We start from the raw sequence: 16,142 nt of genomic DNA, 5'->3' as shown, positions 1-16,142 counted from the left end.
GATTTATCTTAAACCGGCAAAAGTAGATGATTTTCGAAATCAATTTCAATTAAGTGTTTCCACTTCAAGAACGACAACCTACCTACCGTTGTTTTACTGGCTTACGGCTCTCAACAAAGAGGCAGTTGGCATAATCACCGAATAAAGTTGGATTTTGATGGGTACGATCCTCTATAAGCGATTATCACAATAAATCGAACTCCGTTACCGTTGCATTCATCAAACAAATAGAGAACAGAACCATGAATACCATGCCGCATGAGCTTGTGTGGGATGAAGTCTACTTCCCACCGCTGTTATTGGTTATCGCACTGGCTTACATACTGACAATGCTAACAGGGTCAATCGCGACACGGTTTGGCCTTCATAAGTACGTCGCCTTTCCTGCAATAGCAGAACTGAGCTTGATCGTGATTTTTACTGGCGCTATCGGCCATTTTATTACCATTTTTTGAGGCACTTACTGTGATCAAACGTTATCTCATCACACTTTTATTATTGGCTGCTGCGGGAACTGTGGTTTATAGCTATTACCAGTCGTACTCAAGTAACCCATGGACCAGAGACGGACAAGTCAGCGCTTATATCGTCTCGATTACACCTCGAGTCACGGGTCAAGTCATTGAAGTGCATGTCGAAGACAACTCGAAGGTAAAAAAAGGCGATCTTCTTTTTGAGATCGATCCGAGTATTTACAAGGCGACCTACAGAAAAGCACTTGCGACTCAAAAACAAGCATTTGCCCTACTCGCCAAAGCCAAAAACGAAGAGCAACGCGCGTTGAATTTAGAGAAAAGAACGCCCGGTGCCGTGCCCGTGCTGACACTAAACAACTTGAACAACGCGGTAGAAACCAGCGCCGCAAATGTCGAACTGGCAAAAGCGAACGTAGAAGAAGCACATCTCAACCTTGAGTACACCAAGGTATATGCGCCTACTAACGGCTATATCACCAATCTGAACCTACGTGTTGGCTCTCAAGTTGTCGCGAATTCACCTGTGGTTGCGCTAATTGATGAAGATAGCTTCTGGATTGAAGGTTATTTCAAAGAGACTGATTTAGTCGGTGTCGATGCTCAGGACACTGCTTATGTGACCTTAATGATGCACAACAATGTTCAGCTAGAAGGACATATCAAAAGTATTGGTTTTGGTATCGCGAAGCAAGACGGCAGCACAGGTAATGATTTATTGCCAAACGTGAATCCAAACTTCCAATGGATACGCCTAGCTCAACGCATCCCTATCAAAGTGAAGTTAGACAAAATACCAGAAGACGTACAACTGCGTGTTGGTATGACTGCCTCGATCAAAATAATCAAAAATAGCTAGGTGATTCTTATGTTCACTGCATCGACTAAAGACGCGATTAAAGTCGCACTCTCTATCGTTATCGCAATCTGCCTAGCGTTGTGGTTTGGTTGGGAAAAACCGTATTGGGCTGCGATAGCCGTCGCAGTGATGGCATTGAACGAGAGCTTCGCCCATTCAATAAACAAAGGCCATAACCGGTTAATGGGAACCTTGTTAGGGACCGGTTATGCCTTTTTCCTCATTGCGATGTTTTCACAAGATCGATTTTTGTTTCTAACATTTCTTACCGTGTTCTTAGGCACTTGTATTTTCATGTCTAGTGACGAGAAATACGGCTACATCTTTTCAATAGGATTTACCGTGTGTTCGATTGTTGCTTGTATGGGCGGGTTTGATAACCAAACCACCTTTCACTTTGCTGTACTTAGACTTCAAGAAACACTATTAGGTGTTGTTGTGTTCTCTATTGTGTATCGCATCGTGTGGCCTGTGAATACTGAACTCAACTTTGTACAACGTTTCGAAACCAGTAAACAAGCGTTGTTAGATGCGATGGAAAAAACAGACAACATCGACATTGCCGCACTTGAAAGCAACACCGCGAATATTGATAAGCTGTATCAACTTTTAGATCTGCCACTGACCGGAAGCTACCACCTTAAAGAGAACATCCAAACATGGCGCTTGCGTATCGATGAAATGGCACATATCCAAGATACATTACTCAAACAAAGTAACAGCGAATCAGACTTAGATATCCAATGGGCAGTTCTTACTCACAACTTGAAGACGTTCGATGTATTAACACCAGAACAATCTCTTGTTGAGGGTGAACTCAATGTCATAGGTGATCATAAAGACGTGTCTTGGCATCATGCACATCGCACGTTTGTTGAACATTTGAATGAAGATGGGCGCAAAGTGCTGCAAGGCGTGTCGATGTTTATCACATCGCTGTTGGTTTGGATTTATCTTCCAGTTCCAGGTGGTTTCATATTTCCTATGTTAGCCGGTGTATTCTCTTCTATGGTGCCGACCATGCCACCAAGCGTTATTAAGGACGCTTTTTATGGTGTGTTGGGTACAGGGTCGGTGGTTCTGTTGCAATACATCTTTGTGATGCCATTAATGACAGAACTATGGGAGCTGGGACTATTCTACTTCCTTAACATTATGGTGATATGGAAAGTGTTCGCGACACCTAAGCTCATGGTACACCGAATATTGGGTATTAACTTATTAGTTGTTCTCACATCTGGTGCGCTCAACCTCACACCTGTTTATGGAATTGAAACGCCACTTTTGATGCTCGTAAACATTTTGATTATTCTGATGATAGCGAAGTTGTTTACTGATCTATTTAGAGTGAGGGTAACTGCTTAGAACTAAATGCGCTTAACAACTCACAACAAAACGGTCTGCCAAGTATTTTTACTTCACAGGCCGTTTTTTTATCTATTGAAAATCATTATAAATCAATTGATTAACGCTAATTATTACTAAGTGAGGATAGCGTCCATCAAAAGCGATTAACGCGATCTGCCACCTCCTCTTAAAATCCTCTCATTGATTGACGCAATGCATTTTTAGTCGCGACATTCACACTAGCAATCCTAACGGATAAATACATAACAACTGAACACGACGTTCAGTATTACATCGACTGTTTGAGTCTCGAAGGTTTGAGGCCACTCAGCGTGGAAACCGTCATGAGTTTTTTTGAAATACGCACCAGCGCTTGTAAGACCCATACTCTTTCTGTGTTAGCGAGCGCCCTATTACTTACCACCCCCAATTTTGCGTCTGCGGCAGAAACCAATACTTACAGCGAAGTTATGGAAAAGGGTCGAGCACTATTTGACAAATATGGCATCAGTCATGATTTACCAAAGCTAGCAATCAGTTCGCTCGTACAGGGCGAACACCTAGTTGAACACGCACATCGAACCATACAAATTGGCGATGAGGTTCGTGACTCAAGCGTCTATCTGATAAAAAACACAGACAGCAAAGGCAACATCGACCTGCGCGTCAAATACAACCCGCAAGAGCTGGATGAAAACGAAAAACTGATCGATGAAATTGAAGAGTTTACGCGCACTGAGTATCGACTAAGAAATTATGCAGAAAGCTTCGATCCATCGTCAGTGAAAGTCAATGAAAAAGACAACGGCGACGTGACCATTAGCTTCAACTATTCGAAATACGGCTTACCACAAGACATCGCCTATTTCCGTTTCTTGAATGTTGATATTGAACTTGTAGGCGGCACACCAAAACGCATGGTAATCACCAACGACAAGCCATTTAATCTTGGTAAGTCAAAAGTCGATACCTATTACCAAGTGATTGATTTCCAAACGTTAGACTCTGGTAAAGTCGTTATTGAACGTAAGACAACTAACATCGAGGGTACGTCTAAAACGAAACCGATGACCATGAGCGCTGTAACTGAACCCGTCGCAATTTATGAAGACGACAACGGCGTTAATGTCCTGCATGAAGAGCGTCTAAAAGAAGTTTCAGATCCTCGTATGCAAGAAGCGAGTGTTAAGTTAGATCGAGTATTCCCTTTAATGGGTGACATGGTGCGTCGTCAAGGTATCGATTTGCCATTACCATTCGGTGTTTCAGTTGCTTATCGCAATCAAGACATGAACCTTCCTATGACCGATTACGTGATTGGCGGTGTGCGCTTGAATGACCTGTTCGACCCTGAAGATAGCGTTGCAACGGTTAAAGCAGAAAGTCTTTCAATACGTGGTGATGTGAATATTCTGCCGTTCTGGAATGTATTCGGATATGTAGGAAAGGTAAACGTTGACGCGAATGTTGATGCCTCTTACACCGGCGCTGCGGGAGAATATCTACAAGATAAACTCAATAACAAACTACCTGGTCTAGGTGACAAACTGTGCGAGGGCGTATCAGCACTGTGTAACAGTGGGCGTTTAAATGTACCACTGCATCTCGAATATGACTTACGCGGTGCGGGTACAACACTATCTGTTGGTTACAAAGAGTTCTTTGCATCACTGACCGGCACCTATTCACAAACCCGTCTGAAAGGGATGGATGATTGGGGTGACGGCATTGTCACGATTCAGCCAATGTTGGGCTACCAATTAGTTGATTATCGCGCTCAATTCTTCGTTGGTGCTGAATACCAAGGTTTAGATTCACGTATGCAAGGTACTGTAAAGACAGACGATATTGAGTTTGATTACGACGTTGGTGTCGACATTAACCAGTGGGCATTTTTAACCGGAGTCAACAAACAGATTGGCAAGCATTACAACATGACCGTGTTGTACAACAAAGGTGAAACTCGTTCGGCTGTGACATTGAACCTTGGCTATCGCTTCTAGAACGTTTGATCTTCTAGACCTAATAAGCTCTTAGCTCATTGAACTCTGATATCGGTGTAAATCTCACGTTTACTTGCGCCGACATCATACCAACGACATTGCGCCCCCTTGTTTTCAACAGAGAGCAAGTGAAATAAACAACCACGTCAAACGCACCAATGATGGAGCGAATCACCTGATGGAAGGACAGGTTTGACGGTATCGATGCGCTGTTCGTTACTTTACCAAATTTTATTGTGGACACCTTTTTTATGACTATTGCATATCGTTCTCTCATCGCGCTCGCTATTGCGGCCGCTCTTGCTGGTTGTGACACAGACGTTGAACCAACGGTTCCAATGCCAGACAAACCTGAACCTCTCGTACCTGCCCCTGCTGAAACGTTTACTACTCAAATCGGCGACGCGATGATCACAGCGTCTAAAGAAGAGCTGGTGATTACGTCTAATACCGAAGACGACAAACTGGCTTCTGTTGAGTCTTTTAAAGGCATTAAGTTTGCCGATGCAGAGCGTTTTGAACACAGCAATCCTGTCGATTTAACTGAACTGATCAATTCAGAAGGCATTGTTGAAGCAACGTCGTTTGGTGATGCTTGTCCTCAATTGAAGACCGTTTCACAGAACACATCTGAAGACTGTTTGAATCTGAACATTTGGCGTCCAGTAGGCGTAGATGCTGACGCAGAACTACCGGTTTATGTATTCATTCACGGTGGTGATTTCGAATACGGTTCTGGTGCAGAGCCGCTCATCCAAGGTGATACGGTTGTAGCGCAAGGCGCGGATGAAGGTAACCCGTTCATTTACGTGACATTTAACTACCGTTTAGGCTTGTTGGGCAAACAGTGGGTCGACGGTGGAGACTTCAAAGAAGGTGGCAACTTTGGCATTGGTGACCAAAAGCGTGCGATGCAGTGGGTTAACCAGAATATTGATAAGTTTGGTGGTAATGCTGGAAACGTCACTTTGATGGGCCAAGGTTCGGGAGCAATGTCGGTTGGCATACTTCAACAAACCGATAGTAAAGAGCCAATCGCCGGTGACAATGGTTACTTCAAACGTTCAATAATGCAAAGTAATGCGTATGGTTTTGAATATCAAAGTTATGATTCAGCAGAAACAAATAGTACTTCTATTTGTGAAGCGACTGGTGTTTCCGAAATAGAGACTGATGAGAACGGAATCAAGAAGACTCTAAATTTAATAATGTCACTAGGGATACTACCTGATGATATCAGCGATATATTAAAGCCGATTGTCGATGGGATGCCTGATCAAGTGGATACTACCGTTTGTGTAGACAACTACATTGAACTACAAAAAGATCTACCTCTGAGTGTGATTATGGATGCACAGGATAAGGTATTACTCAACCCTATTAATAAGACATTAGATTGGGTTGTCGACAGCGTATTAACGTTACAGAACGAAATCCCAGTATTAAGAGCAGACAATAATACGCCAATGACAAATTTGTTACCTTTCGCACCCTATGTCGAATATAAATCAAAACTTATTGGAAAGGATCTTGGCTACCATCTGATCTCACAACCTGCGCTGGATAACCTTTCAGTACCAACCGTCATTGGTAACAATGAAAAAGATGCGGACACGATGGCTATGCTGCCTAGTCTTACATTCTTAATTCCGACCATTTTGGAGCTATTAAAGGAAGATGTAGACAGCGGTACTTTTGAATCGCTAAGCGAAAACAATCAAGGTTTAGAACTCGCGGTATGGCTGCAACTTGATGGCAATAAGCAACGCATTATCGATATGGTGTCAGCAATGTCTGCTGAAGAAGTTCAAGCGCAGATTGAACTCGGTGATGTGCTGAATTTACTACCATCCACCGCATATGAAGCCGTGACCAAGCTATTTTTTGGCCTAGGTAACTCTGACATGAACAACGAATTACTGGAACTTGCAGACTACAAGCCTGAGTTGGAAAATGAACTGGGTGGTGCAACACAGAACATGACTGAGTTCAAAATGCTGATGAATGACATGCTATTCCAAGCGCCAGCACGTAACCAAGCGATTCGTTCAACTGAAAATGCAGACGTATACGCGCCAGTTTCAATGTACCATTTTGCGTTCAAGCCTAGCTTCAACGTTTGGACATACAATACTCAAGGTGAAGATGGCGATTTAGATATCGGTGACCTGCTAAAAACGTTTGCTTGTATCTCCGGTGCTTGTGGTGGTTCAGAACTGCCGTTTATTTTCAACAAACCGTATAAACTAGACGGTTCAGAAGTGAGCCTAAGTTCAAAAGACCAAGCTCTGATGAACGACATGTCTCGCCTATGGTTCAGCGACAATCTGTTTACAGACTATGAGTACAGCCAGCAACAAGATAACGTAATGTTCGTCGATGGTGATGGTCAAATCATCATTGAAGACAATTGGGACGCTCGATTCAACGGAGCTGCACATGGCAATATGCTTAACGGCAGACTTCAAGGCTTAAATGATCTTGAACTTACCTTAAAATACATGCCTGATTACGAAATTCCTAATCAGAACTAACGCTTAATCATCAATCACTCACACAATGGCCAGTTATCTGGCCATTGTCACCTCTACCCTATTTTTACGGAACATCACAATGTACTTCACACGTATTCACGCGCTGATGGTGCTATTTTTGTCGATCTTAGTTACTGGCTGCGCCCAACCTTACCCCGATGTTGAACCCGACTTCGAAGCTAACTGGCAAAGCACAGAACATCAAGCTCAAGTCTATTTGATCCCTAGTGCGCCTGAAGCCTTTGCTCGCCGCATTGATCTGGTTCGCCAAGCCCAACATTCCGTAGATATGACCTACTTCTCTTGGGAAAACGACACTCTGGGTTTGATGCTGTTAAACGAGCTAAAACACGCCGCTGATCGCGATGTGGCCGTGCGCCTCACACTGGATGACTTGTTGGTATTCAATGACAAATGGCTTGCGGAGTTGGACTCACACGCCAATATTGAGATTCGACTGTTCAACCCTTTTGAGTCACGTAAAGCTGGCTGGATTGGTCGTGCGCTCAACTTCTCTACTCATCAAAAACAGTTAGATAATCGACTGCATGAGAAATACTTTAACGTTGATCACCAATCGATGATCCTCGGTGGGCGCAACATCGGTGATGACTACTTTGGCTACAGCGAAAGTGCCAACTTCTTTGATATGGATGTGCTGTTTAAAGGCGACGTGATTGCTGCTTTCGACCGAAACTACCAAGCGTTGTGGAACAGTGAGCATGTAGTGCCAATTCAAGAACGCATTAAAATCAAAGAGAAAGAGAAAGAGCAATACCAAGCGTTCACCAAAGCGTTGAACAAAGGTGAAAAGAATCAAGCATTGATCACGTCTGAAGTCGAAAGGCAGATAAAGAGCTTAAACCAACCGAAGTTCATTTCAGCCTCTGTCACGCCGGTATTTGACTCACTGGAGAAACTCAATGACAACAAGCCCTACTTTCGCCAACGTATTGAACACTTGATGAAGCAAAAAGTACCGACACCTTCTAAGGTTATTATTTCTACGCCTTATATGGTGCCAAGCGATAACAAGTTTGTATTCGTCGATGCACTTAGAGAGAGCGAAGCCGAAGTCACCTTACTGACGAATTCATCGGCTTCTAATGATTCGGGCTTTGTGCCTGCGTATTACGAAAAACACCGTGAGACTCTACTCGACAAGGGCGTAAGTATCTATGAGTACAAAAGCCAAGCGATCAATGATGATCACTACTTTCATGTTGATACCTACTACCACAACAAGACAGTAATTTTAGATGAGCGTGTCACCTATATTGGCTCTTCTAACTTCGATCCAAGATCAGACTTTCTCAACGTTGAGTTTGGGGTGTTGGTTGACAGTGAAGAGTTTGCGAAGCAAGTGACACACTACTTAACACGTCAGAAAGAGGAGTTGTTCTGGGCTGTGTCGCGAGAACAATCAGGTGACACCATCTGGGCTTCAGAGGAACAAATCCATACTAAGAACCCGAACTACAGTTCATGGAACAAGGTACCTGATTGGTTATTTCGAAAAATGAATGGCGAGTTCGAGCTTTAAGTGTTCAGCTTCGAATCTTAATTTTCTCCAGTCCAAATGTAAAAAAGCCGCGTAATTCGCGGCTTTTTCATGTTTCAAATACACGTATCTGAGCTTATAGACGGTAGGTCATCGCTCTTTGGGCTACGTAGTTCACCATATCAAGCGTTGTGAAGATCGAATTAACATCATTAATGTTGTAATCCACATGTCCACGCTCCACATATTGCTCAGCGAGACGGTAAATATCAACGACACGCTCAGCTACCGCTTCCATAGGATCAATAGAAGTGACTGTTGGAAATGCCGTTTCAAGTTGCTTTCTAACCAAAGGAAGTTCCGTGCATCCCCAAATAACCGTATCAACGCCCTTCTCTACGATGGATTGAATCGCTACAGCAAGCAGTGCGGCATTACGCTCAAACTCGCCCGCTTTGATCCCGTTGGTTTCTCGGATTGCTTGTCCACACTCTGTCATCTCACCGGTTACTTCACCATAGATAGCACTATGCACGTTATGCTCTTGCTCAAAGGAATCTGGCTTAACGAACACCAGATTCGCGTCCGTTAGGTAACGATCATAGATTCCCGAATTGTATGTGCCGTTGGTACATAAAATACCAACAACAGATTCAGAGTTCTGCTCTTTGATTTGATCAACGGTGGTTTGAAGCATGTCGACGATATAAACGTTGGTGTGCTTTTGAACCTCAGGTCTAAAGTAATGAGCGGTGTTACAGGTCATTACGCCAAACTGAACATTGGCATGTTTTAAAATGCACGCTGACTCAATCAGTTCAGGCACAGGATCGGTACCGCCTTCGTTAATCACTTCAGAACGATCGGGGATATCTGAGTTTTTCACCACTATCATGGCCATGTGGTCTTAGTCTTTAAGTGCGCCGTGTTCAATTTCTTTCTTGGCGACGATATCTTGGAACAGAGCATCTGCTTCAGGGCCCATATTACCAAATACACCGAATCGTAGCTTTTTCATTGTTTTTACCTTTGTGTTTGCTAAAGCACAAAGGTTATTACGCTCTTTCGATTTACTTGAATCCTATTAGATGGTTCGCATCCTCGCGAGTGCATAAACAGCGTACAAAAATCAGAATTGAGTACCCAAGGAAAAATGAATACGAAATTCGTCGCCTTCAGGCGCATCTAAGCCGTAAGCAAAATCGAGCTTAACTGGCATTAACTGTGAGTTCCAAATCAAACTCACGCCCGTCCCACGCTTCCAATCCGCTTGTTGATCAAATGCATCACCCACATCAAGAAATGCGCCCAACCAAATTGAACGATAGACTTGATGCTGATATTCGAGCCCAGCAGTTAACATATAACGTGCCCCCGTTAGTTCACCATTCTCGTCTCTAGGGGAGATAGATTCGTAACCATAACCTCGCAGGTTTCCATCGCCACCAGCAAAATACCGCAGTGACGACGGCACATCAGATAATGATTTGGCAATGTTGATGCCTACGTTGGAGCGGAAATGGAGCTTCTGCCTGTCACTAATATCCCATGAAAGGACACTGTTTCCTTCCAACCGCAACAGCCTTGAGTCAGAGAACAGACTAGGGTCAGAATACTCGACAGAATAGATGTGTCGATGATTGAGCTCCAACTGATCATTTTTACGATCAACCTGAGAAAAACTGATGCCAGGTAACAGTAATTGCGATTGCTCTTCCTCAGACGCCTGACGGTACTGTTCGTGCAAGTATTTGACATAAATGGTGCTTTGCCAATCACTGTCTAATTGCCAGTAACGTTCGAACTTAAGATCGTTTGTAAAGCTATTGGTGTCTCGATGATCAATTCGTTTCGATTCAAACTGAATACCAAAGTAATCCGTTGTGACTTTCTCTGTGGGGATTTTGTACCCCAACTGAAGTGATTGCTCCTGTTCAGACAAATATGTCTGTGTTTCAAAGCTGTGGCCTCTCCGGTTATACCAAGGCTTTGACCAACTGAGAGAGGCGCGTAAACCGAGATCTGTAGAATAGCCGCCACCGACCTGCACGATATTTCGAGAACTTGGCTCGGCAATGATTTCAATTGGAACTTCTAGGTTGTCATCAAGTTTGTCAAAGTCACCATGTACGATGACACTTCGAAACCATTGAGTGTCTGACAAATCAGATTGCAGTTCACCTAACTTGATGGTGTCAAAGTCATCACCTTTTTTAAAGGTGGGTATTTTCTCGATACGAGTAGGGTCAACCCCATCATCAGGAATACTTATAGAACCGAACTTGTAGCGTGGACCACTTGCAAAATACAAGTGTATATTCGCGATGTTCTCGCTAGGAATAACTTCAATCTTTGACTCGATAAACCTGCCGTCAAAATAACCTTTCCGCTTTGCTAAAGAGAAAATCGCACGCTTAGTTTGGTCATATTCTTGGTGAGACAAAGTTAAACCTGAGCCTAACTTGCTTTGATTGAGTATATTGATGAACTCCGCATCTAGGCTAGCTTCACCTGTTATTTTTACTATCGATTCTGCGATGCGCATGACAGGACCAGAATCGATGTTAATGATCACGTTATCAGAATCATTGAGGTCGATATCGAGCTGTGGGTGATAATAACCATAAGGGTTGAGTGCATCTTGAATACGTTTAGATAGCTTCGTTTTCGATAGCTGTGATGCAGGAACATCGGCTAAAGGTTCTAAATATAATTCTACATTTTCGGTGAGAGTTTTATTAACCCCTTTAACCTCAAATTCAGCAGCACTAGAAGAGTGTTGGGTAAACAGGAAAAATGAAGTGGCCAGCACTAATTGTTTAATCGAGGTCTTCACGCGGTTACCCAATTGCTCAAAACCCGAACAGGTTATAAGCAAAGCGTTAAATCGCTGAATCTCTTATGGAGGACGCTATCCTTCGAACGGATTATCGGGTTGTTTAACACCGCAACAGTCGTTTATTAACGACTCAAATCCCAGCCCTACAGACACAAAAAAGGCGCAATTAAGCACCTTTTGAATGTCTATTACTTATTGATTTATATGGCTTGCTGACTCAAGATCAGTTGTTGTTCAGCCACACATCTTGGTTTTTTGGAGCTTTCTTCTTCTTTTTCTTCTTGCCAGTACCGGCCGGTGGCGCAACAGGTTTTAGTGCTGCGATCAGTTCAGCTGTCGCTTCTTCATCCACTTCAAAGCCTTCAATTTGCTCACGCTCAAGACGAATCTTGTTCTTCTTCTCGATGATTTTGAAGTGGTGGTAATCTTCGTGATCGATCAGAGATAACGCAAGACCAACTTCACCTGCACGACCACTTCGGCCGATACGGTGCATGTAGTCTGACGGGCTACGCGGTAAGTCAAAGTTGATTACCACTGGAAGCTTCTCAATATCCAGACCACGTGCCGCGATGTCTGTCGCGATCAGAACGTCAATCTCGCCAGATTTGAAATCTTCTAGGATACAAGTACGTGAACCTTGCCCTTTATCGCCGTGGAATACTTCTGCGATGATACCGCGCTTGTAAAGCTTGTCTGCTAGGTGCTCACAGCTGTTCTTCGCATTAACGAAGATCAGAGCTTGGCGCCATTCATGTTGTTGAATTAGGTGTCCGAGTAACGCTGTCTTGCGACCTTTTTCTACTTCGAATACACGTTGAACCAGTGTGCTCGCATTGACACTTTGAAGTTGAACTTCAATTGGATCGCTTAGAAGTTCGTGAGTCAGCGTTTTAACTTGCTCTGGGAAAGTTGCAGAGAACAACAAGGTTTGTTTTTTGCTCGGCAAGAGCTTCAAGATTGCATCAAGTTCTTCGGTAAAACCTAGGCTTAGCATTCGGTCAGCTTCATCAAGCACTAACGTTTTCACTTTATCTAGTTTGATAGCGTTGCTCGAAATAAGGTCAAGCAGACGACCCGGTGTTGCCACCAATATATCAGTGCCGCCACGTAGCGCCTGCATTTGAGTGTTTACCGATACACCACCAAACACACAAACCGTTTTAATCGCGCCATTGAAATGCACAGCGTAAGATTTAACGCTGTCAGCCACTTGCTTAGCAAGTTCACGAGTAGGAACCAAGATAAGGCCAGAAACAAAGTTACCTTTGCCTGAACGACGGTCCAGAGGGGCGTCTTCATGAATCTTTTGTAACAGTGGAAGTGCAAATGCTGCGGTTTTACCTGAACCGGTATTTGCGCCTGCAATTAAATCGCGTCCTGCTAACACACTTGGAATAACTTGCGCTTGGATAGGCGTTGGCTGTTGGTATTCAAGCTCAGATAAACGAGCCATCAAAGGAGAGATTAAGCCAAGATCAGAGAAGTTGGTTGGTGTAGTGGTGTTAGTCATTAATTGCAGGAACTCAAAGCTAAAATAATAGCGCGCTATATTAACGTATTTCAGCAGTATTACGTAACTAAATCGCCCTTTCGCTTCTATTTCACTGATTAATATCCGTCAGAAGCGAAGTTATCGATGTGAGAACCTCGATACTCGCCGTACCAACTTCGTCTAAGAGTATTCCAGCTACACAATTGTCGTGGGTTGCAGTTAGTTCAGCCAACCTGCTACCGTTTGTTCCGGTGCATACGAATTCGGCTCGGTTAACCAAACAGCGACTGCGTCTGGTGTAGCGACAAGTGGCTCAAAATTGATATTAAATTGCCATTCAGACTCACCACGCTGATAACCATCGTAAACCACAACAAAATCATGTTCGAGTTTCTTACCCCTGTTCTCGCCCGCCTTAACGCTGGTGACTTCGTTCATCGCCAGCAAAGCTATATGAGCAACATAATCCCCTTTGCCTTCGTAACTTACGCTGAACGTATCGCCTTTATAGTTGACCGTTAGCTTGAGGTTATTTTGTTGTTTGAGCGAAGGCAACGTTCTGTCTAACCAGTTAAAGTAACCGCGCCACTCTTTTCCATCGACAACAAAGCCCGGCGTGTAAACCCCACTTGTTAAGCCGTAAGCTTTATACAGTCGTTGCTTCTGACTGAACGCCTTGCTCGCGAACTTATCCCCCCAACCGAGGTAGTCCCAATAGTCGACGTGATAAGCGAGAGGAATGACTTGTGTCCACAGTTGTGGGTCATCTTCAAATGTACTTAGATACGCATCAGCGGGAGGACAACTTGAACAACCTTCAGAGGTGAAGAGCTCGATAACCTGTGCGGGCTGGCCTTCATTACTCCAGGTTTGTGCAAGCGACACTGAGGAATAGAAGCCGATCGGTAAGGCAAATAAACAAAGTTTAATCAATGATGAATTGCGTTTGGCGTGTGACATACCGAGATCCTTGTACAAAGCGAATTGAATGGCGCTCAAATACAGACCGTTATGCCTAGGTTTTTCTTTCAGGTGCTTAGTTTACGAAGAGATTGAGTTTATTTCAGATACAAAAACGCCAGCTTTAGAGGCTGGCGTTTTCTTAAAATTCTATATTTACATGTTAACGCTGAGATTAACGGTTAATACCGATATCGCGTTGCATGTGACCAGATAGGTCGCTTGCGTAGTAACTACGTGGAGAGTTGTCTACGAAAAGAATATCGAAAATGTGTGCAATCAATCCTTTGAAGTTAACCGAGTAGGTTTTCTTATCCATAGAGTTAGGAACAGCGATAGTATTCATTTGTACTGCTTGAGCCATGATTGCCTCTCTATAAATTTATTAATGTGTTTCGTTCTGATGACAAGAATAATAGGTGATCTTTTGCAGGTTAAAAAATGACTAAAATTAGATTTTGGGATTAGTTTTTCTAATAAAACAAACCATTAACAATGCCACAAAATAGATATGCAGATTATGTGAGTACAAATTCAATATAGTGTTTAAATCATGCATTTAGTACAAATACCCCGCAAACAACAGTGGCCAATGTCACAGAAAATTTACATAAATTAATTTTCCACTTCATCAGCCACGTGTTCATTATCGACTTTTCGATAAGTTATATTTGTTTTTAATTTACTTGTTCAATGCCTGGCTTCTTCGCATAAACCGACGCTATAACCGCAATCGTCATCGTAGAAACCAATACCGCCAATGACCAGTAAGTTGGGATAGCCCACTCGCTATCAACCAGAAGCATTTTCACACCAATGAACACCATGATGAATGAAAGCGCGGGTTTCAAATAGATGAACTTGTCCATCATACCTTGCAGTACAAAATACAACGAGCGAAGACCAAGTAACGCAAACACGTTAGCCGCAAGTACCAAGAACGGTTCTTGTGTTACCGCAAAGATCGCAGGGATAGAGTCTAATGCAAACATCACGTCCATGACTGCGATCGCACCGATGACCAACATCATTGGAGTGAATGCCCATTTAGCACCCTGTTTAACCATTAATGCAGGGCCATGGAAGTCCTCTGTTACCGGCATCACTTTACGAAGTAGCTTTTCAGGCAGAGTATTCACACTCTCCTCTTCGCCCTTGTCTAATGCCAGCTTAATACCTGTACCAATCAAGAACGCAGCGAACACGTAAAGCACCCAGTGATATTCCGCCAATAGCTGTGCGCCTAGTGCGATCATAATTGCACGAAGCACCAATGCACCAATTACGCCCCAAAGAAGCGCACGAGGTCTTAGATGCTCAGGAACTTGGTATTGAGCAAAGATCATCGCAAAAACAAACAAGTTGTCTACGCTAAGGGATTTTTCTAACAAGTAACCCGTAATGAATGACACGGTTGCTTTTTGCGCTGTGTAGTCACTGTTCGGCGCATAAATGTCCCAAAATAGGTAAATCGAGCCAGCAAACAAAAACGCAAGTACAAACCAGAAAACACTCCAGATTGCCGCTTTCTTGATAGTAACGTTACCGCCACGAGTCTGATAGATATCAATAGAGACGAGAATAACCGTTAGCAGGAAAAAGCCCGCATAAGTCGTCATGATTGGCGATGAAAAAAAGGATTCACTATTGGTAGATAATAGAGATTGAGTTGAGTTCATTATTCCTCCGGACGGAAGAACTGTACAAAGACCTTCCGCAAACAAAGCATATCAAGCTCCATTACGGATCTTGACTGTGATTGCGTTGGTCTCGTTGAAGTGAAATATGGGATTTCACTTTTACATACCGGATAGACTCTTGGCCTAACGAGATGACGATATGTAAACTTGCGCTAACTACTCCCCAAACGCGTGGATAATAATCCTCTGGTTGTGTTTCGTCTATATAAATTTGCACGGAAAAAGCAAAAAAGGAGCAAACGCTCCTTTCTGATTGATGCCACTTTGTCAAATAAACACGCGAATTGATTCTAAGAATAAATTCGCAAGTCAAACACACTATTGCACTGCGTAATGAAGTTGCAAAAAGAGCAATTTACAGCCCTGCGGCAGGTATTAAATACACTAACGCTGACCAAACTGATACCCAACCGACAACCGCTACCGCATCT

12 protein-coding genes are annotated in these 16,142 nt (G+C 43.3%); 6 read left to right on the top strand and 6 right to left on the bottom strand.

The window, feature by feature from the left end:
* Positions 1 to 242: 242 nt before the first annotated feature.
* The 6 genes from AB4585_RS10820 (at position 243) to AB4585_RS10795 (ending at position 8,759) form a co-directional block, all read left to right on the top strand.
* Entirely contained in the window at positions 243 to 455 is a 213-nt protein-coding gene (locus tag AB4585_RS10820) for a DUF1656 domain-containing protein (RefSeq protein WP_017059802.1), read from the top strand.
* Positions 456 to 465: 10 nt separating this feature from the next.
* Positions 466 to 1,332: an HlyD family secretion protein gene (locus AB4585_RS10815; protein ID WP_017059803.1), complete on the top strand. Its 867-nt coding sequence runs from the start codon at positions 466 to 468 to the stop codon at positions 1,330 to 1,332.
* 9 nt (positions 1,333 to 1,341) lie between these two features.
* The gene (locus AB4585_RS10810) at positions 1,342 to 2,697 is read left to right on the top strand and encodes an FUSC family protein (RefSeq protein WP_017059804.1); all 1,356 of its coding nucleotides are present in this window, start codon (positions 1,342 to 1,344) and stop codon (positions 2,695 to 2,697) included.
* 326 nt (positions 2,698 to 3,023) lie between these two features.
* The gene (locus AB4585_RS10805; protein WP_104216369.1) at positions 3,024 to 4,682 is read left to right on the top strand and encodes a hypothetical protein; all 1,659 of its coding nucleotides are present in this window, start codon (positions 3,024 to 3,026) and stop codon (positions 4,680 to 4,682) included.
* Between the two features lie 251 nt (positions 4,683 to 4,933).
* A complete protein-coding gene (locus tag AB4585_RS10800) occupies positions 4,934 to 7,216 on the top strand; it encodes a carboxylesterase family protein (RefSeq protein WP_372169802.1) in 2,283 nt (760 codons plus the stop codon).
* 79 nt (positions 7,217 to 7,295) lie between these two features.
* Complete coding sequence (locus AB4585_RS10795; RefSeq protein WP_372169800.1) at positions 7,296 to 8,759, top strand: phospholipase D family protein; 1,464 nt, start codon at positions 7,296 to 7,298, stop codon at positions 8,757 to 8,759.
* Between the two features lie 94 nt (positions 8,760 to 8,853).
* On the opposite strand, the gene AB4585_RS10790 is transcribed toward AB4585_RS10795, so the two are convergent.
* The 6 genes from AB4585_RS10790 to AB4585_RS10765 form a co-directional block, all read right to left on the bottom strand.
* The gene (locus AB4585_RS10790; protein WP_372169798.1) at positions 8,854 to 9,618 is read right to left on the bottom strand and encodes an aspartate/glutamate racemase family protein; all 765 of its coding nucleotides are present in this window, start codon (positions 9,616 to 9,618) and stop codon (positions 8,854 to 8,856) included.
* A gap of 228 nt (positions 9,619 to 9,846) precedes the next feature.
* A complete protein-coding gene (locus tag AB4585_RS10785; RefSeq protein WP_102319724.1) occupies positions 9,847 to 11,565 on the bottom strand; it encodes an autotransporter assembly complex family protein in 1,719 nt (572 codons plus the stop codon).
* Between the two features lie 214 nt (positions 11,566 to 11,779).
* Positions 11,780 to 13,069 (bottom strand): DEAD/DEAH box helicase, encoded by a 1,290-nt coding sequence (locus AB4585_RS10780; RefSeq protein ID WP_372169796.1) that lies wholly within the window; start codon positions 13,067 to 13,069, stop codon positions 11,780 to 11,782.
* A gap of 201 nt (positions 13,070 to 13,270) precedes the next feature.
* Positions 13,271 to 14,011 carry a DUF1223 domain-containing protein gene (locus tag AB4585_RS10775; RefSeq protein WP_372169793.1) on the bottom strand — a complete coding sequence of 247 codons (741 nt, stop codon included), beginning with the start codon at positions 14,009 to 14,011 and terminating at the stop codon, positions 13,271 to 13,273.
* Between the two features lie 175 nt (positions 14,012 to 14,186).
* The gene (locus AB4585_RS10770) at positions 14,187 to 14,375 is read right to left on the bottom strand and encodes a hypothetical protein (RefSeq protein ID WP_017059812.1); all 189 of its coding nucleotides are present in this window, start codon (positions 14,373 to 14,375) and stop codon (positions 14,187 to 14,189) included.
* Between the two features lie 313 nt (positions 14,376 to 14,688).
* Positions 14,689 to 15,690 (bottom strand): TerC/Alx family metal homeostasis membrane protein, encoded by a 1,002-nt coding sequence (locus AB4585_RS10765; protein ID WP_017059813.1) that lies wholly within the window; start codon positions 15,688 to 15,690, stop codon positions 14,689 to 14,691.
* Positions 15,691 to 16,142: the final 452 nt, after the last annotated feature.

This window comes from Vibrio sp. 10N.222.49.C9 (assembly GCF_041474985.1).
Classification (GTDB): domain Bacteria; phylum Pseudomonadota; class Gammaproteobacteria; order Enterobacterales; family Vibrionaceae; genus Vibrio; species Vibrio crassostreae_C.
Note: the sequence above shows the minus strand (reverse complement) of the source record. Positions and strands in the feature narration are given on the sequence as shown.

What these genes read in the sequence shown, in the direction of transcription:
- AB4585_RS10810 (WP_017059804.1), top strand. Translation starts at nt 1,342, where the DNA reads ATGTTCACTGCATCGACTAAAGACGCGATTAAAGTCGCACTCTCTATC.
- AB4585_RS10770 (WP_017059812.1), bottom strand. Translation starts at nt 14,375, where the DNA reads ATGGCTCAAGCAGTACAAATGAATACTATCGCTGTTCCTAACTCTATG.
- AB4585_RS10765 (WP_017059813.1), bottom strand. Translation starts at nt 15,690, where the DNA reads ATGAACTCAACTCAATCTCTATTATCTACCAATAGTGAATCCTTTTTT.
- AB4585_RS10790 (WP_372169798.1), bottom strand. Translation starts at nt 9,618, where the DNA reads ATGGCCATGATAGTGGTGAAAAACTCAGATATCCCCGATCGTTCTGAA.
- AB4585_RS10775 (WP_372169793.1), bottom strand. Translation starts at nt 14,011, where the DNA reads ATGTCACACGCCAAACGCAATTCATCATTGATTAAACTTTGTTTATTT.
- AB4585_RS10820 (WP_017059802.1), top strand. Translation starts at nt 243, where the DNA reads ATGAATACCATGCCGCATGAGCTTGTGTGGGATGAAGTCTACTTCCCA.
- AB4585_RS10780 (WP_372169796.1), bottom strand. Translation starts at nt 13,069, where the DNA reads ATGACTAACACCACTACACCAACCAACTTCTCTGATCTTGGCTTAATC.
- AB4585_RS10800 (WP_372169802.1), top strand. Translation starts at nt 4,934, where the DNA reads ATGACTATTGCATATCGTTCTCTCATCGCGCTCGCTATTGCGGCCGCT.
- AB4585_RS10795 (WP_372169800.1), top strand. Translation starts at nt 7,296, where the DNA reads ATGTACTTCACACGTATTCACGCGCTGATGGTGCTATTTTTGTCGATC.
- AB4585_RS10805 (WP_104216369.1), top strand. Translation starts at nt 3,024, where the DNA reads ATGAGTTTTTTTGAAATACGCACCAGCGCTTGTAAGACCCATACTCTT.